The sequence below is a fragment of the Streptomyces sp. NPDC045846 genome, assembly GCF_056431605.1.
Genome location: NZ_JBWKKJ010000001.1, coordinates 731,915 through 749,798 on the forward strand (window position 1 = coordinate 731,915; position 17,884 = coordinate 749,798).

A 17,884-nucleotide genomic window follows, 5' to 3' on the forward strand; every position below is an offset into this window, starting at 1 on the left:
CGCACGGCTCAGCGACCGGCAGGCACGGGCTCCTGGCGCAGGATGCCCTGGAACCTGGCGCGGAGCGCCTCGCCCGGCTCCAGACCCAGATGGTGCGAGAGCCGCTGGCGGGTGCGGTGGTAGGCGTCCAGCGCCTCTGCCTGGCGTCCCGAGCGGTACAGCGCGGTGATGAGCTGTTCGCAGAACCGCTCCCGCAAGGGGTACTGGGCGTGCAACTGCTGGAGTTCCGTGATGACTTCGCGGTGCAGCCCCCGGGTGAGCTCGGCGTCGAAGAGGTGCTCGTACGCGGTGAGCCGGATCTCGGTGAGCCGGGTGTACGCCATGCGGCTGATCAGCCCCTGCCCGGCGTCGAGCAGGGCGGGCCCGCGCCACAGCGAGAGCGCGTCGGTCAGCAGCCGCACCACCCGGTCGGGGTCACCGGAGCCCACCGACGTCGCCTCGCGTACCAGCGACTCGAACAGGGTGGCATCCACGTCGCGCTCGGGGAGCGCCAAGGCGTAGCCGAAGCTGGACGTGCGGACGAGTTCCCGCAGACCGTCGTGGCCCGTGCGGGATTCGATGACGCGGCGGAGCCGGGCCACATGGCCCTGAAGGGAGTTCTCGGCATTGCGAGGGAGATCCTCTCCCCACAGCTCGTCGATGAGGTCGTTGCGTGATACGGGACGGTTGGGCGATAGGGCGAGTGCCGCCACGAGCGCCCTGAGCTTTTCACCGGGTACCTTGAACGTGATGTGTCCATCGGTCAATTCAAGGGGCCCGAGCAGGCGAACTTTCAACGTGCTTCCCCCGTGCTGCGTGCAGAAAAAGAGGAATCCACGGCTGCGGGGCCGTGCGGCCCGGCGGGTGGATCAGATGTGCCCGGCGAATCGGCCGGGCCGCGGATCAGCGGAATGATCGACGTTCTTCGGCGTCGATCTCTCGCCCATCGCTCCCAAGAGCAGTGCTCTACCCCCGTAGAGAACATGGAGAAAGAGTATTTCGCCCTGCTATCCGGGTCAACGTACCAGCGGTCAAAGGGGAGTTGACACCGAAACGTCGGCTGTCGCGCGGTGATCCGGGAAACGGGGGAGCGTCGCAGGTGACGGGCGTCCGCGCGCAATCGTCCGGCGGGCGCCTGTGAGGGGGCTCACGCAGAGGTGTGGCGCGGTCGTGACCGGGAGGGAACACCGTAACGGGGGGAGCGATTACGATCCGGGCTCATGAGCACCTCGGATCAAGAGCAAGCGGTGGACGCGGCACCGGAAGCGCGTGGGGCCGCCGACGCGGCGGAAGGGGCGGTACCGAAGCAGGCCACGAACCCGCCCACGGCGAAGGGGCTTTCACGGCCCCGGGGCACCGAGTCCGCCGCCGACGCAGGCACCGTGAGTGCGGCCGGGCGTGCCGAGGGCGTGGCTGACACCGGCGCAGGGAGCGCCGAGGGTGCGACTGACACCGGCGCTGGGTCTGCCCCCGCGACTTCCGAGAGCGCGAACTCCCCCGAGGCTGCTCCCGCCGGGCCCACCAAGCCCACCAAGCCCACCGGGCCCACCAAGCCCGCAGGCCACCTTGATGATGCGCCTGCCACCGCGCCCACCGGGCCCACCGCGCCCGCAAGTCACGCCGATGATGCGCCTGCGACCGAACCCGCCAAGCCCACTGAGCCCGCCGAGGCCGCCGACGTCTCCGCGGAGCCCGTCGACGCGGGGGAGCGGCGGGGCATGGCTCCCCGGCAGGCGCGGCGCATCCGGATGGTGGCCGCGGGCGTGCTCATGGCGGCGATGGGGGTGATCCTCGTCGTGCGCCTGGCGACCCGCTCCTCCGTCCTCGTGGTCGGGGTGTACGGGCTGGCCCTGATCCTGTGCGGTGTCGTGATCGAGCTGAGCCGCAACGGGCGTACCCGGCTGGGGTCCTGGCTCCTCGTCGTGGGTCTCGCCGCGGCGCTCGGCATGGACTGGTTCGTCCTGCCGTGACGGCGTACGCGCGCTCCTGACCGGAGGCGCGTTCGGCCCTGAGACGTGAACCCAGCCCCGCCGCCCGGCGCAGCCGACAGGTGGCGGGGCTGCGTGGCGTGCGCGCGCCGGGGGTCGGGCGGGGCGGCCACTCTCCACTTGCCCCGCCCGGCATCGACATCACTGCGGAAGTCCGGGTTCCCCCTGCCTCAAGCGTTGACATGTCCCCGCCTCACGGTGAATCTTGATGCTCGAAACTCCACTGTTCCAAGCATGAACGCGCACGCCGCGCCCGGCTGTTGCTCGGTACGAACGGAGAACGAACCCTTGCGGACCCCCTGGCATCGCTCCCATCCGCCCCGAAGGCCCGCCGTCGCCGTGTTCTCGGCGCTCGCGCTCGGCCTCACCGTGCTGACCGTCCCGGCCGCCCACGCCGAGGCCGCGGCCCCGCCCGGCGGCGTCCTGGACAGCGGCACGAAGTCCCTCACCTGGCAGAGCCCGGTCTACGAGAAGGGCACCGTCGGCTCACCCGACAAGTGCCCGCCGCCCGCGCAGGACCCGGCGGGCGCGGTGTGCGCCCGCTTCGACCTGACGGTGCACCCACCGGCCGGAGAGTGGGACGACAACCCGGAGGGCGGTGTGCCCGTCTCCATCCAATGGGCCACCCCCACCGACGACTTCGACCTGTACATCTACGACGACGCCGGGAAGCAGGTGGCCTCCAGCGCGGGCACCGCCGACCCCGAGGCGACCGTCATCCCGAAGGCGTCGGGGACGTACCACGTGGTCGTCGTGCCCTACGACGTGCACCACAACTCCTTCACGGGCACCGCGTACCTGCCCGAGCCGACCGACGCGGGCGGCCTCACCGCGTTCGGCGGCAAGGACGGGACGTACGACATCGCCGCCGGCGCGCTCAAGGCCCGGGTGGACTTCCTCGCCGACGACACGCTGCGGCTGCGGGCCGCCCCGGACGGCACGTTCACCGACCCGCCCGGCAGCCACATGATCCAGACCGAGCCCAAGCCGCAGAAGAACACCAAGTCCTTCGACGCGGGCGCCTATTACGGGATCCGCGGCAAGGACGTCGTCCTGCGCGTCTACAAGAAGCCGCTCCGCTTCGCCCTGTACAAGGGCGACAACAAGCGCGCGATCTGGTCGGAGGCCGACCCGCTGCGCTGGACCTCCGGCGGCATGCGGCAGAGCCTGACGCGCGGCGCCGACGAGCAGTTCTTCGGCGGCGGCGAGCAGAACGGCAGCTTCTCGCACCGCGGCCAGGTCATGAACGTGGGCAACAACACCAACTGGAACGAGGGCGGCTGGAACAACTCCCAGCCCTTCTACATCTCCTCCGCCGGATACGGGGTGTTCCGCAACACCTTCACTCCCGGCGTGTACGACTTCGGGCCGCGGGTGCGCACCGGCCAGCAGGAACGGCGCCTGGACGCCTACTACTTCACCGGCGACGTGAAGTCGGTCATCGGCAAGTACACCTCGCTGGTGGGCAAGCCGTTCATGCCGCCCGTCTACGGGCTCGAACCGGGCGACTCCGACTGCTACCTGCACAACGCCAACCGGGGTGAGCGGCACACCCTGGACGCGCTCAAGGTCGCCGACGGCTACACCCAGAACCAGATGCCGCTCGGCTGGATGCTCGTCAACGACGGCTACGGCTGCGGCTACGAGAACCTCGCCGAGACCGGCAAGGGCCTTCAGGCCCACAACGCCCAGCTGGGACTGTGGACCCAGGACGGCCTCGACAAGCTCGCCGACCAGGTCAAGGCGGGCCAGCGGGTGGCGAAGCTGGACGTGGCCTGGGTCGGCAACGGCTACGGCTTCGCCCTGAACGCCTGCGACCAGGCGAAGGCGGGCATCGAGAACAACAGCGACGCGCGCGGCTTCGTGTGGCTGCCCGTCTCGTGGGCCGGAGCACAGCGCTGCGGCGTCCTGTGGAGCGGCGACCAGAAGCTCAGCTGGGACTACCTGCGCTGGCAGATCCCCACCTACGCGGGGGCCACGCTGTCCGGCATCGCGTACAACACGGGTGACGTCGGCAGCATCTTCGGCCACGATCCCAAGATGTACACCCGCGACCTCCAGTGGAAGGCGTTCCTGCCCGCCATCATGACGATGGACGGCTGGGCCAAGGACCTCACCACCGGCAAGGCCGCCGATCAGCAGCCCTGGCTGGACGGCGAGCCGTACGCCTCCATCAACCGCAAGTACCTCCAGCTCAAGGAGCGGTTGATCCCGTACATGTACGGGCTCTCCAAGGAGGCCACGAAGACCGGCGTCGGCGCGGTCCGCCCGCTCTCCCTGGAGTACCCGGACGACCCCGACACCCTGGGTGCGAACGCCAAGTACGAGTTCCTGGCCGGGCCGGACTTCCTCGTCGCCCCCGTCTACAGCGACACCAGCGTCCGCGACGGCATCTACCTGCCCAAGGGCACCTGGACCGACTACTGGACGGGCCGGACCTACCAGGGTCCGACGACCATCGACCACTACGCGGCCCCGCTCGACACGCTCCCGCTGTTCGTGAAGGGCGGCTCGATCGTGCCGATGTGGCCCCGGAACACGACGTCCTGGCAGACCCGGGACAAGGGCGAGCTGGACTACGACGTCTATCCCCGCCTCGGCACGTCCTCCTACACGCTGTACGAGGACGACGGTGTGACCCGGCAGTTCACCCAGGGCGCCTCGGCCACCCAGCGGGTCCAGGTCACCTCGGCCGGGCGCGCCTCGGTCCTCAACGTCGGTCCCAGTGTGGGCAGGTACCAGGGCAAGCCGTCCGCCCGCTCCTACCGGTTCACCGTTCACTCCGCGTCGGCTCCCACCGTCGTCGCCCTCGGCGGGAACCGGCTGCACCGCTACGGCTCCGCGGCGGAGCTGGCCGCCGCGCGCACGGGCTGGTACGTCGATCCCGCGACCGGCGTGACGGAGGTGAGGACACCGGCGCAGTCGACCGGCCACGGCTTCTCCGTCGAGATCGCGTGACCTGACGCCCGCCACCGGGTCGGGGGCCGTACCGTGAGCCGTCCGGTACGGCCCCTCCGCGCGCCCGCGGAGAAGGCTGGGGCAAGATCGACGCACGGCTGAACAGGCACCCGAACGCCAGGAGATCGATTCGATGTCATTCCGCGCCATCCGTGTCACCCAGGACGAGCAGGGCCACCGGGCCGACACCGTCACGCTGGAGGAGAGCGAGCTCCACGAGGGCGATGTGACCGTCGCCGTGGACTACTCGACCGTCAACTACAAGGACGGCCTCGCCCTCGCCCACGGCAAGGGCATCGTGCGCACGTATCCGCTGGTGCCCGGCATCGACCTCGCGGGCACCGTCGAGTCGTCCGGGCACGCCTCGTTCGCGCCCGGCGACAAGGTGGTGCTCAACGGCTACGGCGTCGGCGAGCAGCACGACGGCGGATTCGCTCAGAAGGCGCGGGTCAGCGGCGACTGGCTGGTCCCGCTGCCCGAGGGCCTCACCACCCGGCAGGCGGCGGCGATCGGCACCGCCGGCTACACCGCGATGCTCAGCGTGCTCGCCCTGGAGGACGCGGGCGTCACCCCGGACAGCGGCGACGTCCTCGTCACCGGCGCCGCGGGCGGAGTCGGCTCGGTCGCCGTGGCGCTCCTCGCCGGGCTCGGCCACCGGGTGCTCGCCTCGACCGGACGCCCCGCCGAGAGCGACTACCTGCGCGAACTCGGCGCCGCCGAGATCATCGACCGGGCCGAACTCTCCGGTCCCGGCCGCCCGCTCGGCAAGGAGCGCTGGGCCGCGGCGGTCGACTCGGTCGGCAGCCACACCCTGGTCAACGCCCTCGCGAGCACCCGCTACGGCGGCACGGTCACCAGCTGCGGCCTGGCCCAGGGGATCGACCTGCCGGGCACCGTGCTGCCGTTCATCCTGCGCGGCGTGACCCTGGTGGGCATCGACTCCGTGCAGGCCCCGATGGAGCGGCGCGTGCGGGCCTACGAGCGGCTCGCCCGCGATCTGGACCTGACGCTGCTGGAGAAGATGACCACGCAGGTGCGCCTGGACGAGGTGCCCGCCGTCGCCGAGCGCATCCTCGCCGGTCAGGTCCGGGGCCGCACGGTCGTGGACGTCAACGCGTGAGGCCGGGCCGGGGGTCCGGCCTTCGATGAGGGGGCCGACGGTCCTGCACTCGGGTGTGCGGGGTCCCGTCGGCGGCCCTGCGGCGGACTTCCCGTGCCCCCGGGCACACCCCTCGCCGTCTTCGAACGCGATCGCGCTCGGTCTCCGAGGCGGTGGCCTCAGACGGTGATCCGGACCACCGGCTCGGGGGCGGGGAGTTCGGTCGGCAGGGGGGCGGGGAGGTCGGCGGGGGTGGCGCCGGTCAGCATGATCACTCCGCGGGCCGCGACGCCTCCCGACGCGGCCGCGATCAGCCAGCCGAGCGGGCCGCCGTGGAAGCTCTCGCCGAGCAGCGCGACCCCGATGACGGCGGCCGCCGCCGGGTTGGCGAGGTTCACCACGGCCAGCGGGGCGGCGAGGCCGCCGCGGTAGGCCGCCTGCGAGAGCAGCAGGCCGCCGACCGCGAAGGTCGCGACGAGCACCGCGAGCAGGGTGGTCTGCCACCAGGCGAGCGGGCCCCCGGGCAGTTCGCGGGCCAGCGAGGCGGTGACCGTCTGGGTCAGCGCGGACGCCACGCCCGAGGCGACGCCGGACGCGGTGGCGTGGCCGAGGCCGCCGCCGCGTGCGGAGTGCGCTCCGGCCCGTACGAGGAAGGCGAGCAGCAGCGCGGTGGCCGCGGCGATGGCGAGCGCCTCGCTCAGGCTGAGCGCGTCGCCGGGGGCGGCGGGGCCGGTGACGGCGATCAGGCCGGTGAGTCCGGCCAGCGTCCAGGCCGCGCCGCGCCACTCGCGCCGGGTGACGCGGCGCCGCTCGTAGTACGCGGAGAGCGGGAGGGCAGCGACCAGGGTGAGCGCGCCGAGCGGCTGGACCAGGGTCAGCGGGCCGTAGTGCAGCGCGGCCACGTGCATGAGCGCGCCGGCCGCGTTCAGGCCGACCGCCCACCACCACAGCGGGCGGGTGAGCAACCGCCCGATCCCGCCGCCGCCCTGGGCGGCGAGCCGGGACTGGCCGACGGCGGCCAGCGCGTAACCCGCGGCCGAGGCGAGCGAGAGCACGATGGCGAGCAGCGCGGATTCGTTCATCGCACGGCCTCGGAGAGCTCGGGCGCGGGGGTGCGCGTGGGAGCGGACGCCTGCGGGGACGCGAGAGCGGCCTCGGACGCGGGCCGCGACGCCGACCGGAGCGGCTTGGATGCCGCAGGCAACCTTGTGGGCCGCTGGGGCGCGGGCACGAAGTAGAGCACCGCGCCGAGCACCGCGGTGGCCACGATCGCGTCCAGCCAGTAGTGGTTGGCGGTGCCGACGACCACGAACAGGGTGAGCGCCGGGTGCAGCAGCCACAGCCAGCGCCAGCGGCCGCGGGTCGCCATGATCAGCCCGATGGCGACCATCAGCGCCCAGCCGAAGTGCAGCGAGGGCATCGCGGCGAACTGGTTCGCCATGGCGTCGTTGTCCGGTGTCGCCGCGTACACGGAGGGCCCGTAGACCTGGGCGGTGTCGACGAGGCCCGCGGCGGTGAGCATGCGGGGCGGGGCGAGCGGGACCGTGATGTGCAGCACCAGGGCCGCCGCCGTGAGCCCGGCCAGAACGCGGCGGGACCAGAGGTAGTGGGCCGGGCGGCGCAGGTACAGGTAGACCAGGAAGGCCACCGTGGCCGGGAAGTGCACGGTCGCGTAGAAGGTGTTGGCGGCCTTGACGAGGGTGTCGCCGTGCAGCAGCAGGTGCTGGACCGAGCCCTCGCCGGGCAGGTGCAGGGCGCGCTCCCAGCTCCACACGCGGTCGGCGTTGTCGAAGGCGCTCGCCTCGTGCCCGTTCGCCAGCTGTCGGCCGAACTTGTAGACGAGGAAGAGCGCGGTCACGAGCAGCAGCTCGCGCACCAGGGGCGGCCGGGAAGCGGTCGTCTCCGGTCCGGTGGGGCGGGTCTGGCGACGCGCCCCCGTGGTTATACCGGCAAACATTCTCCGGCCCCTTAGAACCTGGATCGATACGTGGAAGAAACACAAGCAAACGTAGGAAGGCTAGATCGAAACTCATCGAGACGCAAACGTCTCGATACGTTTGCGTCTCGATTGAGCGGAGCCTACTCTCGTACGTGCAGGAGCACCGCTTGTTTTCTTCGGAGGGAACGATGTCGACGCAGGCCGCCACGGCCGCTGCCCGCCGCAGCAAGATCAGCCCCGAGCGTGAGCTGGAGCTGTACGCCGCCGTGTTGGACCTGCTGAGAGAGGGCGGCTACGACTCCGTGACGATGGAGGGGGTCGCCGCGCGGACCAAGTGCGGCAAGGCCACCCTGTACCGCCAGTGGAAGAACAAGCCGCTGCTCGTCACGGCGGCGCTCGGACGCAGCCGCTGCTCCTTCTTCTCCGGCATCGACACCGGCACGCTCGCCGGGGACCTGCGCGAGGCGGCCCGGGCGGTCGGCCGCCGGGAAGGACCCGACACCGCGCTGATGGAAGCCGTCGGCCAGGCCTACATCAAGCACCCCGACCTGCGTGAGGCGCTGCGCGAGACCGTTCTGAACCCCGAGATCGCCGCGCTCGACGCGATGCTGAGGCGCGGGGTCGAGCGCGGCGAGGTGGCGGCGGACAACCCGGCCATCGGCTACGTCGCCCCCATGGTCATGGGCATGCTGCGCGTCGAGCGGCTCTTCGAGGAGCGCTTCCAGGGCGGGGACACGCTGCTCGGCCTGATGGAGTCGGTCATCTTCCCGGCGCTGCGGATCGGCTGACCCGACCCCTCAACCCGCCAGTGGCGCAGGCCCGTTGAGGGCCAGGCATGGCCCGGCGGCTCAGACCGCCAGGACCGTCACCCCGGCCTCGGTGAAGCGGGCGGCGGTCTCCGGTGAGACGCCCGTGTCGGTGACCAGGGTGCCCACCTGGGCCGTCGCGCAGATCCGCGCGAACGTCCGCTTGCCGAGCTTCGTGGAGTCCGCCGCCACCACCACGCGCTCGGCCCGCTCGCAGAGCAGCCGGTTGATCCCGGCCTCGTCCTCGTCGTGCGCCGAAGCGCCGTGCGTCACGTCGAACGCGCCGACGCCCAGCACCGCCACGTCCATGGTGATCTGGTTGAGCACCCCGCCCGCGAGCGGCCCGGTGAGCTCGTACGACTGGGGGCGGGCCACCCCGCCGGTCACCACGATCTTGAACTGCGGCCGCACCGCGAGCTCGTTCGCGATGTTGAGCGCGTTCGTCACGATCGTCAACGCCGGTGATCCGGTGGCCAGTTCGGGCCGCACGGCCAGGGCGCGGGCGACCTCCGTGGTGGTGGTGCCGCCGGTCAGGCCGACCGCCTCACCGGGGGCCACCAGATCCGCCACGGCCTTCGCGATGCGCTGCTTCTCCGAGGCCTGGCGCGCCGTCTTGTAGCGCAGGGGCAGCTCGTAGGAGACGCCGTGCACGAGCGCGCCGCCCCGGGTGCGCACCAGCATCTGCTGCTCGGCGAGCTGGTCGAAGTCCCGGCGGATCGTCGCGGCCGACACCCCGAGCGCCGCCGCCGCCTCGTCGACGTCGAGACGGCCCTGTTCCACGAGCAGTTCGAGGAGCGCCTGCCAGCGGGCGTCACGGGACATCCGCGCCCTCCGTTCTTCGTACCGGTAACCGTCCGTAATGACCTTAGCGCACGCCCGAATGCTTGATTGTGCTCGAAATCTAGCTATCTTTTGCAGAAACAAGCATGCGCTGTGAGCGGCGGACGCGTCAGATCCAGAGGGTGGGAGCCCGGCATGAGCCATGTCGAGAACGAACTGAACAGCCAGCCCGAATGCTGGAAGCGAGCGGCCGACCTGGCCCTCCAGCACAAGGACGCCCTGCCCGCCCCCGGCGAACGCGTCGCCGTGGTCGGCTGCGGCACCTCCTTCTTCATGGCGCAGGCCGTCGCCGCCCTGCGCGAGAGCGCCGGCCTCGGCGAGACCGACGCCTTCGCCGCCTCCGAGTTCCCCGCCTCCCGCGCCTACGACCGGGTCGTCGCGCTGACCCGCTCCGGCACCACCACCGAGGTGCTCGACCTGCTCGCCCAGGTGCGCGGCCGCACCCGTACGACCGCGATCACGGCCGACCCCACCACCCCGGTGATGGAGGCCGCCGACGACATCGTGGTGCTCGACTTCGCGGACGAGGAGTCGGTCGTCCAGACCCGCTTCGCCACCACCGCGTTCACCCTGCTGCGCGCCCACCTCGGGCTGCACACCGAGCAGGCCGTCACCGACGCCCGCACCGCGCTCGCCGAGCCCCTGCCCGAAGGCCTCGTGGAATCCACCCAGTTCAGCTTCCTCGGCCGGGGCTGGACCAACGGCCTCGCCCAGGAAGCCGCCCTCAAGATGCGCGAGGCTTCGCTGTCCTGGACCGAGGCCTACCCGGCGATGGAGTACCGCCACGGCCCCATCAGCATCTCCACCACCACGACCGCCACCTGGATGTTCGGCGAAGCCCCCGAGGGCCTCGCCGAGCAGGTGGCCGCCACCGGCGCCCGGTGGATCGAGGGCCGCCTCGAACCGCTCGCCGAACTCGTCCGCGCCCAGCGCCTGGCCGTCGCCGTCGCGGCCGCCCGGGGGCTCGACCCGGACCGGCCGCGCCACCTCACCCGCTCGGTCATCCTCGACGGCGCCTGAGGCGGAACGGCGCGTGACACCGAACCACGGGACACAGGTGAAGGGGAAGCACTGATGCCACTCGCACGGACCGGCACACTCGTCGCCGAGGCCGCCGTCAAACGCCGCGCCGTCGCGGCCTTCAACATCATCACGCTCGAACACGCCGAGGCCGTCATCGCCGGCGCCGAGGCCGCCAGGTCGCCCGTCGTCCTCCAGGTCAGCGAGAACGCGGTCAAGTTCCGCTACGGCCGGGTCCTGCCGCTCGCCCGCGCCGCCGCGGCGGCCGCCGAAGCCGCCTCCGTGCCCGTCGCCCTCCACCTCGACCACGTCAAGCAGGACGAACTCCTGCGCCAGGCCGCCGACGCCGGATTCAGCTCCGCCATGTACGACGCCGCCCATCTGCCGTACGAGGAGAACCTGGCCGCGACGCGGGCCGCGGCCGACTGGGCGCACACCCAAGGCCTGTGGATCGAGGCCGAGTTGGGCGAGGTCGGCGGCAAGGACGGCAAGGCCCCGCTGGACGCCCACGCGCCCGGCGCGCGCACCGACCCCGGCCAGGCGCGGCAGTTCGTCGCCGAGTCCGGCGTCGACGCGCTCGCCGTCGCCATCGGCAGCACCCACGCCATGACCTCGCGCACCGCCGAACTGGACCACGCCCTCCTTGCCCGCCTGGACGACGCGCTGAGGGTGCCGCTGGTCCTGCACGGCTCCTCCGGCGTCCCGGACGACGCGCTGGCGGCCGTGGTGGCCGGAGGCATCGCCAAGGTCAACATCGGCACCGCGCTCAACATCGCCATGACCGACGCGATCCGCGCCTACCTCGCCGCCCACCCCGAGGCGGTCGACGCCCGCACCTATCTGACGGTGGGCCGCCAGGCGATGGCGGCGACCGTCACCCGCCTCATCGGAGTGCTGGACCGGACCGCCTGAGGCGCACGCCCCCGCCGCCGGGCCCGTCCACGGCCCCGGCGGCGAAAGCGCCACGTTCTGCCCGCCCGGCGCTCTTCCGATGTGGCCGGACGTCGTAGACGATGGGCCTGTGGACAGGCATGAGCACGCTCGGCTCGACGCGCTGCAGCGCGACCCCTATCCGCACTATGCGCGGGCCCGGCACGCCGAAGGCCTGACCTTCGTGCCGGAGCTCGACGCCTGGCTGGTGGCCCGGGACGCGGACGTACGCGAAGTCCTGCGCCGCCCGGAGGCGTTCTCCTCCGCCAACTCCCTGCGCCCCGACGTCCTGCCGGGGCCCGCGGTGCTCGCCGAGATGGGCCGGGGCTTCGGCGGCCGGCCGGTCGTGGTGAGCTCCGACGGAGCCCTGCACCAGCGGCTGCGCGCCCCGATCGTGCACGGCCTCTCGCCCACCCGCGTCACCGCGGTCGTGCCGTACGCCGTGGACCGGGCCTCGGCGCTGATCGACGGCTTCGCCGAGCGCGGCTCGGCCGACCTCATGGCCGAGTTCGCCCTCAAGCTGCCCGGGCAGGTGATCGGACGCCTGGTGGGCCTGGACCCGTCGGACGTCCCGCTCGTCGTGCACGGCGGCCACCAGGCCGAACAACTGCTGTTCCGGCCGCTGCCGGAGGAGGTCCAACTCGCCGCGGCCCGCGACGTCGTGGAGATGCAGCACCTCCTGGACCGCTACGTACGGGAGCGCCACGCCCACCCGCGGGACGACCTGTTCACCACGCTGATCAGCGCGCTCGCCCCCGGCGGCGAGTCGCCCGCCACCGAGCTCACGCTGGACGAGCGCCACGAGATGGTGGCCCATCTCCAGAACTTCCTGCTCGCCGGGCACCTCACCACCAGCGCCCTGATCGGCTCGACGGTGCTGCACCTGATGCACCACCCCACCCAGTGGGAACTGCTCTGCGAGAAGCCCGAGTTGATCCCGGCCGCCGTCGAGGAGGCCGCCCGCTACGACAGCCCGATCCAGGGCTTCCGACGCATCACGACCCGCCCGGTCGTGCTCTCCGGCACCGAACTGCCCACCGGCGCGGTGGTGTTCGTGGCGTACGGATCCGCCAACCGCGACCCCAGCCGTCACGAACGGCCCGACGTCTTCGACATCACCCGCCCGCCGACCCGCCACCTGGCCTTCGGGTACGGGGTGCACGGCTGTCCGGGATCGTCGCTGGCCCGCGAGCAGCTCCGGATCACCCTGGAACTGCTGACCGCGCGGCTGCCGGGGATGCGCCTGGCCGAGGACAGACCCGTCGTCATGCGCCCGACGATGATCCACCGCTCACCGGAGGAGCTTCACCTGGTGTGGTGAGATCCTCAACTCGGCTTAGAGACACGCCAGTTGTCCGATGTATCGGCACTCCGGTCGCGGCCGAACGCCCGATTGGTGAGGTAATCTCCGCTGATCCCGGTCCTACCGTCGGCTCCGCTCGCGGCATATCCTCCGACCATGCGAGTCGCACTCTTCGTCACCTGCGTCAACGACGCGGTGTACCCGGCCACCGGCATCGCGACGGTGAAGCTGCTCGAACGGCTGGGGGTCGAGGTCGCGTTCCCGGCGGGGCAGACCTGCTGCGGACAGCCGCAGTTCAACACCGGCTACCGGCACGAGACCGAGCCCCTGGTCCGCCGGATGGGACGGGTCTTCGAGGGCTACGACCACATCGTGACCCCCTCGGGATCCTGCGCGGCGATGGTCCGCGAGCAGTACCCGCGCATCGCCCGCAAGGCGGCCGCCGAAGGCCGGGGCGCCGAGCTCGGCGAGGCCGCCGCGTCGCTGGCACCCCGCATGTACGAGCTGACCGAGTTCCTCGTCGACGTGCTGGGGGTGACCGACGTCGGCGCCTGGTTCCCGCACACCGTCACCTACCACCCCTCCTGCCACGGCCTGCGCTCGCTCGGCCTGGGCGACCGGCCGCGACGGCTCCTCGAGGCCGTCAAGGGCCTGGAGCTGCGCGAGCTGCCCGGCGCCGAGGAGTGCTGCGGCTTCGGCGGCACCTTCGCGGTCAAGAACCCCGACGTCTCGGCGGCCATGGGCGCCGACAAGGTGCGCAACGCCCTCTCCACCGGAGCCGGCGTGCTGTGCGGCGCCGACAACTCGTGCCTGATGCACATCGGCGGCATCCTCCACCGGCAGGACGCCCCGCTGCGGGCCCTCCACATCGCCGAGATCCTGCTCAGCACGGAAGCGGAGCCCCACGTATGAGCGGCACCTTCGTCGGCATGCCCGCGTTCCCGAAGGCGGCCCGCGACGCCGTCCACGACACCACGCTGCGCGGCAACCTGCGCCACGCCACCCACACCATCCGGGACAAGCGCGCCAAGGCGGTCGCGGAACTCGCCGACTGGCAGCAGCTGCGCGAGGCGGGCAAACGGATCAAGGACCACACGCTCCGCCACCTCGACCGCCACCTCCTCCGGCTGGAGGAGGCGGTCACCGCGGCCGGGGGCACCGTGCACTGGGCCGCCGACGCGGACGAGGCCAACCGGATCGTCACCGCTCTGGTCAAGGCGACCGGGGAGAGCGAGGTCGTCAAGGTCAAGTCGATGGCCACCCAGGAGATCGGCCTCAACGAGGCGCTCGCCGCCGAGGGCATCCACGCCTACGAGACCGACCTCGCGGAGCTCATCGTCCAGCTCGGCGACGACCGGCCCTCGCACATCCTCGTCCCGGCGATCCACCGCAACCGGGGCGAGATCCGCGACATCTTCCGGGAGCGGATGGGGAGTTGGGGCAGGCCGGCCCCGGACGGGCTCACCGACACGCCCGCCGACCTCGCCGAGGCGGCCCGGCTCCACCTGCGCGAGAAGTTCCTGCGGGCCAGGGTCGGGATCTCGGGCGCCAACTTCATGGTCGCCGAGACCGGCACCCTGGTCGTCTTCGAGTCCGAGGGCAACGGCCGCATGTGCCTGACCCTTCCCGACACCCTGATCTCGGTCGTCGGCATCGAGAAGGTGGTCCCGACCTGGCAGGACCTGGAGGTGTTCCTCCAGACGCTGCCGCGGTCCTCGACGGCCGAGCGGATGAACCCGTACACGAGCATGTGGACCGGCACCGTCGAAGGCGACGGGCCGCGGGACTTCCACCTCGTGCTCCTCGACAACGGCCGCACCGCAGCGCTGTCCGACGAGGTGGGCCGCCAGGCCCTGCGCTGCATCCGCTGCTCCGCCTGTCTCAACGTGTGCCCCGTGTACGAACGGGCGGGGGGCCACGCCTACGGCTCGGTCTACCCGGGCCCCATCGGCGCCATCCTCACGCCCCAACTCCGGGGCACCACGAGCGAGATCGACGCGTCGCTGCCGTACGCGTCCTCGTTGTGCGGCGCCTGCTACGAGGTCTGTCCCGTCGCCATCGACATCCCGGAGGTCCTGGTCCACCTCCGCGAGAAGGTCGCCGACCAGGGCGGCCCGGGCCACCGTCTGGAGAAGGCGGCGATGAAGGCGGCCAGTTGGGCCATGGACCGTCCGCGGATCATGGCGGCGGGGGAGCGGGCCGCGGCGCGCACCCGCGCCCTGCACCCGAAGCGGCCGCCGGGCGCCACGGCCTGGACCGACAGCCGTGACCTGCCCGAACTCCCCGAGGAACCCTTCCGCGACTGGTGGAGGAAGAACCGCTCATGAGCTCACGCGACGCGATCCTGGCCCGGGTGCGGGCCGCCGTCGGCGACGCCCCGGTGGCCCCCGCCGTCCTGCGCGACTACCTGACGAGCCACACCCCCGACGACCCGGCGGCCGTCCTCGACCTGCTGCACGAGAACCTCGCCGACTACCGCGCGCTCGTGCACCGTACGGACGCGGCCGGGGTGGGCGCCCTCGTCGCCGAACTGCTCGCCGCGCGGGGAGCCCGGAGCGTGCTGGTGCCCGACGGGCTGCCGCCGCGGTGGACGGCGGCCGCCTCCTGCGAGCGGGTCGAGGACGCCGCCGGGTCGACGGCGGCCCAGCTCGACGCCGTCGACAGCGTCGTCACCGGCTGCGCGCTCGCCATCGCCGAGACCGGCACCCTCGTCCTGGACGGGGGGCCGGGCCAGGGGCGCCGCCGCGTCACCCTCGTCCCCGACCACCACATCTGCGTCGTACGCGTCCCGGACCAGGTCGTCGCCTCCGTCCCGCAGGCCATGCGGCGGCTCGACCCGCGCCGCCCGCTGACCTGGATCTCGGGCCCCTCGGCCACCAGCGACATCGAACTCGACCGGGTGGAGGGCGTCCACGGCCCGCGCACCCTCGAAGTGGTCCTGCTCAGCGGGTGATCCGGGGTGCCTCGGCCGCCGCGTCCACCGGGCCGGGCAGCCGGCCCGCCAGCTCCTGGGCCCACCGGGCGAGGCCGTCCAGGTCGATCCCGTACGTCGGCACGCCGTCGCGCGCCGCGTACCGGGCGAGCGAGCCGGTGCCGCGCTCCAGGAGCGAGGCCCCGCCCTTCGCGTTGCCGCGCGCGGCGTGCGTCAGGCCCACCGCCAGCTGCGCCAACCCCCGCCACAGCGGCTCCTCCTGGGCCGGACCCGCCTTCCAGGCGTCCTCGAACACCTCGTGCGCGTGGAACGGCATGCCCGCGTCCAGCAGACGCTGGGCCTCCCGCACCGTCTCCCCGGGCGACCTCGTCACGCCCTCCGGCTGACGGGCCACCCCCTCGGCGCCGTAGGGCAACGGCCGGCCGAGCCCGTCCCGGGGCCGGGCGTTACGGGCCCGCCCCTCGTCGTCACGATCGCGGTGCGCTGAACTGTCCATGCGGCGATTGTCCCCCGTTCCTGCCGCGGTCCCGGAGTGCGGTATGGTTCTCGTGCACGAACGGCCGGGGGAAACCCCAGGTCAGACGGGCACCGGGACGTGGCGCAGCTTGGTAGCGCACTTGACTGGGGGTCAAGGGGTCGCAGGTTCAAATCCTGTCGTCCCGACTCGAAGGAGTCGTGGCCCAAAGGCCGCATCGGAAATCTTCCGATGCGGCCTTTCGGCGTTCCGGGGGCGCTCCGGAGGCCTGGTCATCGAGGAACCCCCGCCGCGCGGGGCGCAGTTCACCGCGCGGCGCGGTCGCGCACTCGACCGCGGCGCCCCACGGGACGAGTGAACCATGCGGCCCGGGGCGGATGTGACTGGTGCGTCACACGGAAAACCACCAGCGCGAGGCGGCCTTCCTGGAGGATCAAACAAGAGGTGTATCGGCCATACCGCCTTGCATCTACGATGCAGAAACTCATGTTCACCTGGTGAATGCGAGAACCGGTCCACTGGCCCGGCACCCGCACCAAGGAGCCCCTCATGCACGTCGAAGACCTCCTGCGTCTCGAATCGCTCGACCTGGAACTGCTCTGGGGCGGGGAACAGCAGCTCGTCCGGGAGATCACCGGCGTGACCGCCACCGACCTGGAGGACCCCACCCGCTTCCTGCGGCCGGGCGAGGTCGTCCTGAGCGGCCTGGTGTGGTGGAGCCCCGGCAACGGGACCGAGAAGGTCAGCCGTTTCGTCTCGGCGCTCGCCACGGCCGGGGCGGCGGCGCTCCTGGCCGGCGAGGAGACCCACGGCGGCGTGCCCGACGAGCTGACCCGCTCGTGCCGTGAGAACGGCATCGCCCTGCTCGCCGTCCCCTCGCGCACCAACTTCCGTGCCATCACCGAGGCCGTCTACCTGCGCCAGTGGGGAGACCTCAGCAGGCGCCCCACCTCCCACCGCTACGCCCTGCCCGAGAACGTCCGCAGCGAACTGAGCGACCTCGTCCGCGCGGGCGCGGAGCCCGAAGTCCTGCTCGACCGCGCGCTCGCCCACCTCGGGGCGCCCGACTGCTACGTACTGACCCCGACGGGGCGCACCGTGGCCCGCACCCCGAAGGCCCCCGCGCTCCCCGCGCGGCGGGCCCGTGAGCTGCTGCGCCGCGCGCCCGACGGCCTCACCCTGCGGATCGACACCGACAGTTCGCCCTACGACGGCTGGCACCTGCACCTCGTCGACGCGACGGCCGTGCCACCGCGCCTGCTGCACGAGACGGCGGACGTGTTCGCCGACCACCGGTACGGCCGGGACCGGACGAGGGACGAGACCCGCAGGCGGGCCGGCGAACTGGTCCGCCTCATCGACGCGCCGGGCGCCGATTCCGCCGCGCTGCGCGGTGCGCTCGCGGCCTGCGGACTGGCCCACGAGGGCCCGTACCGCGTCGTCATCGCCGCCACGGACGCCGAGGCGGACCAGGGGGCGGCGGCCGACGCGCTCGCCGAGGTGCTGCGCCACACGCCCGGCCGGCCGTTCGCCCTGGGGCGGCTGCCGCACGGAGAGGCCGTGGCCGTTGTGCGGGCCGGGCCCGAACTTCCCGACGAGATACGGGAGTTGTAGT

Annotated in this window: 16 protein-coding genes and 1 tRNA gene; 12 read left to right on the forward strand and 5 right to left on the reverse strand. The window is 72.3% G+C overall.

The window, feature by feature from the left end; genetic code table 11:
- Positions 1–8: 8 nt before the first annotated feature.
- Complete coding sequence (locus AC07F3_RS03230) at positions 9–776, reverse strand: AfsR/SARP family transcriptional regulator (protein WP_479109921.1); 768 nt, start codon at positions 774–776, stop codon at positions 9–11.
- Positions 777–1,697: 921 nt separating this feature from the next.
- Between AC07F3_RS03230 and AC07F3_RS03235 the strand changes: the two genes are divergently transcribed.
- From AC07F3_RS03235 to acuI, 3 genes are all read left to right on the forward strand, one after another.
- Positions 1,698–1,949: a hypothetical protein gene (locus tag AC07F3_RS03235; RefSeq protein ID WP_107090748.1), complete on the forward strand. Its 252-nt coding sequence runs from the start codon at positions 1,698–1,700 to the stop codon at positions 1,947–1,949.
- Positions 1,950–2,732: 783 nt separating this feature from the next.
- Positions 2,733–4,925 (forward strand): glycoside hydrolase family 31 protein, encoded by a 2,193-nt coding sequence (locus tag AC07F3_RS03240; RefSeq protein WP_479110597.1) that lies wholly within the window; start codon positions 2,733–2,735, stop codon positions 4,923–4,925.
- A 133-nt stretch (positions 4,926–5,058) separates the two neighbouring features.
- The gene (gene acuI, locus AC07F3_RS03245) at positions 5,059–6,045 is read left to right on the forward strand and encodes an acrylyl-CoA reductase (NADPH) (protein WP_479109923.1); all 987 of its coding nucleotides are present in this window, start codon (positions 5,059–5,061) and stop codon (positions 6,043–6,045) included.
- 158 nt (positions 6,046–6,203) lie between these two features.
- On the opposite strand, the gene AC07F3_RS03250 is transcribed toward acuI, so the two are convergent.
- Positions 6,204–7,106 carry a DMT family transporter gene (locus tag AC07F3_RS03250; protein WP_479109925.1) on the reverse strand — a complete coding sequence of 301 codons (903 nt, stop codon included), beginning with the start codon at positions 7,104–7,106 and terminating at the stop codon, positions 6,204–6,206.
- The gene (locus tag AC07F3_RS03255) at positions 7,103–7,981 is read right to left on the reverse strand and encodes a phosphatase PAP2 family protein (protein WP_479109926.1); all 879 of its coding nucleotides are present in this window, start codon (positions 7,979–7,981) and stop codon (positions 7,103–7,105) included. Before AC07F3_RS03255 ends, AC07F3_RS03250 begins: the two co-directional genes overlap by 4 nt.
- Positions 7,982–8,151: 170 nt before the next feature.
- Here AC07F3_RS03255 and AC07F3_RS03260 point away from each other — a divergent pair, with 170 nt between their 5' ends.
- Positions 8,152–8,751, forward strand: a complete 600-nt coding sequence (locus AC07F3_RS03260; protein ID WP_479109927.1) for a TetR/AcrR family transcriptional regulator — start codon at positions 8,152–8,154, stop codon at positions 8,749–8,751.
- A 60-nt stretch (positions 8,752–8,811) separates the two neighbouring features.
- Here the strand turns inward: AC07F3_RS03260 and AC07F3_RS03265 are convergent, their stop codons facing one another.
- On the reverse strand, positions 8,812–9,591 hold the full coding sequence (locus AC07F3_RS03265; RefSeq protein WP_479109928.1) for a DeoR/GlpR family DNA-binding transcription regulator: 780 nt from the start codon (positions 9,589–9,591) through the stop codon (positions 8,812–8,814).
- Positions 9,592–9,744: 153 nt separating this feature from the next.
- Here AC07F3_RS03265 and AC07F3_RS03270 point away from each other — a divergent pair, with 153 nt between their 5' ends.
- The 6 genes from AC07F3_RS03270 (at position 9,745) to AC07F3_RS03295 (ending at position 15,815) form a co-directional block, all read left to right on the forward strand.
- Positions 9,745–10,629, forward strand: coding sequence for an SIS domain-containing protein (locus AC07F3_RS03270; protein WP_479109929.1), 885 nt, complete (start codon positions 9,745–9,747; stop codon positions 10,627–10,629).
- A 54-nt stretch (positions 10,630–10,683) separates the two neighbouring features.
- Positions 10,684–11,541: a class II fructose-bisphosphate aldolase gene (locus AC07F3_RS03275; RefSeq protein ID WP_479109930.1), complete on the forward strand. Its 858-nt coding sequence runs from the start codon at positions 10,684–10,686 to the stop codon at positions 11,539–11,541.
- A gap of 109 nt (positions 11,542–11,650) precedes the next feature.
- Entirely contained in the window at positions 11,651–12,880 is a 1,230-nt protein-coding gene (locus tag AC07F3_RS03280; protein WP_479109931.1) for a cytochrome P450, read from the forward strand.
- Between the two features lie 138 nt (positions 12,881–13,018).
- Complete coding sequence (locus AC07F3_RS03285) at positions 13,019–13,774, forward strand: (Fe-S)-binding protein (protein WP_479109932.1); 756 nt, start codon at positions 13,019–13,021, stop codon at positions 13,772–13,774.
- The gene (locus AC07F3_RS03290) at positions 13,771–15,189 is read left to right on the forward strand and encodes a LutB/LldF family L-lactate oxidation iron-sulfur protein (protein WP_479109933.1); all 1,419 of its coding nucleotides are present in this window, start codon (positions 13,771–13,773) and stop codon (positions 15,187–15,189) included. Before AC07F3_RS03285 ends, AC07F3_RS03290 begins: the two co-directional genes overlap by 4 nt.
- Positions 15,186–15,815 carry a LutC/YkgG family protein gene (locus AC07F3_RS03295; RefSeq protein WP_479109934.1) on the forward strand — a complete coding sequence of 210 codons (630 nt, stop codon included), beginning with the start codon at positions 15,186–15,188 and terminating at the stop codon, positions 15,813–15,815. Before AC07F3_RS03290 ends, AC07F3_RS03295 begins: the two co-directional genes overlap by 4 nt.
- On the opposite strand, the gene AC07F3_RS03300 is transcribed toward AC07F3_RS03295, so the two are convergent.
- Positions 15,805–16,290: a DUF309 domain-containing protein gene (locus AC07F3_RS03300; protein WP_479109935.1), complete on the reverse strand. Its 486-nt coding sequence runs from the start codon at positions 16,288–16,290 to the stop codon at positions 15,805–15,807. The two genes, AC07F3_RS03295 and AC07F3_RS03300, sit on opposite strands and share 11 nt — an antisense overlap.
- Positions 16,291–16,383: 93 nt before the next feature.
- On the opposite strand from AC07F3_RS03300, the gene AC07F3_RS03305 reads away from it, so the two are divergent.
- Positions 16,384–16,457 (forward strand) — tRNA-Pro (locus AC07F3_RS03305).
- A 361-nt stretch (positions 16,458–16,818) separates the two neighbouring features.
- Positions 16,819–17,883, forward strand: coding sequence for a PucR family transcriptional regulator ligand-binding domain-containing protein (locus AC07F3_RS03310; RefSeq protein ID WP_479109936.1), 1,065 nt, complete (start codon positions 16,819–16,821; stop codon positions 17,881–17,883).
- Position 17,884: the final 1 nt, after the last annotated feature.

What these genes read in the sequence shown, in the direction of transcription:
- AC07F3_RS03265 (WP_479109928.1), bottom strand. Translation starts at nt 9,591, where the DNA reads ATGTCCCGTGACGCCCGCTGGCAGGCGCTCCTCGAACTGCTCGTGGAA.
- AC07F3_RS03285 (WP_479109932.1), top strand. Translation starts at nt 13,019, where the DNA reads ATGCGAGTCGCACTCTTCGTCACCTGCGTCAACGACGCGGTGTACCCG.
- AC07F3_RS03290 (WP_479109933.1), top strand. Translation starts at nt 13,771, where the DNA reads ATGAGCGGCACCTTCGTCGGCATGCCCGCGTTCCCGAAGGCGGCCCGC.
- AC07F3_RS03260 (WP_479109927.1), top strand. Translation starts at nt 8,152, where the DNA reads ATGTCGACGCAGGCCGCCACGGCCGCTGCCCGCCGCAGCAAGATCAGC.
- AC07F3_RS03275 (WP_479109930.1), top strand. Translation starts at nt 10,684, where the DNA reads ATGCCACTCGCACGGACCGGCACACTCGTCGCCGAGGCCGCCGTCAAA.
- AC07F3_RS03255 (WP_479109926.1), bottom strand. Translation starts at nt 7,981, where the DNA reads ATGTTTGCCGGTATAACCACGGGGGCGCGTCGCCAGACCCGCCCCACC.
- acuI (WP_479109923.1), top strand. Translation starts at nt 5,059, where the DNA reads ATGTCATTCCGCGCCATCCGTGTCACCCAGGACGAGCAGGGCCACCGG.
- AC07F3_RS03250 (WP_479109925.1), bottom strand. Translation starts at nt 7,106, where the DNA reads ATGAACGAATCCGCGCTGCTCGCCATCGTGCTCTCGCTCGCCTCGGCC.
- AC07F3_RS03270 (WP_479109929.1), top strand. Translation starts at nt 9,745, where the DNA reads ATGAGCCATGTCGAGAACGAACTGAACAGCCAGCCCGAATGCTGGAAG.
- AC07F3_RS03235 (WP_107090748.1), top strand. Translation starts at nt 1,698, where the DNA reads ATGGCTCCCCGGCAGGCGCGGCGCATCCGGATGGTGGCCGCGGGCGTG.
- AC07F3_RS03300 (WP_479109935.1), bottom strand. Translation starts at nt 16,290, where the DNA reads ATGGACAGTTCAGCGCACCGCGATCGTGACGACGAGGGGCGGGCCCGT.
- AC07F3_RS03310 (WP_479109936.1), top strand. Translation starts at nt 16,819, where the DNA reads ATGCACGTCGAAGACCTCCTGCGTCTCGAATCGCTCGACCTGGAACTG.
- AC07F3_RS03295 (WP_479109934.1), top strand. Translation starts at nt 15,186, where the DNA reads ATGAGCTCACGCGACGCGATCCTGGCCCGGGTGCGGGCCGCCGTCGGC.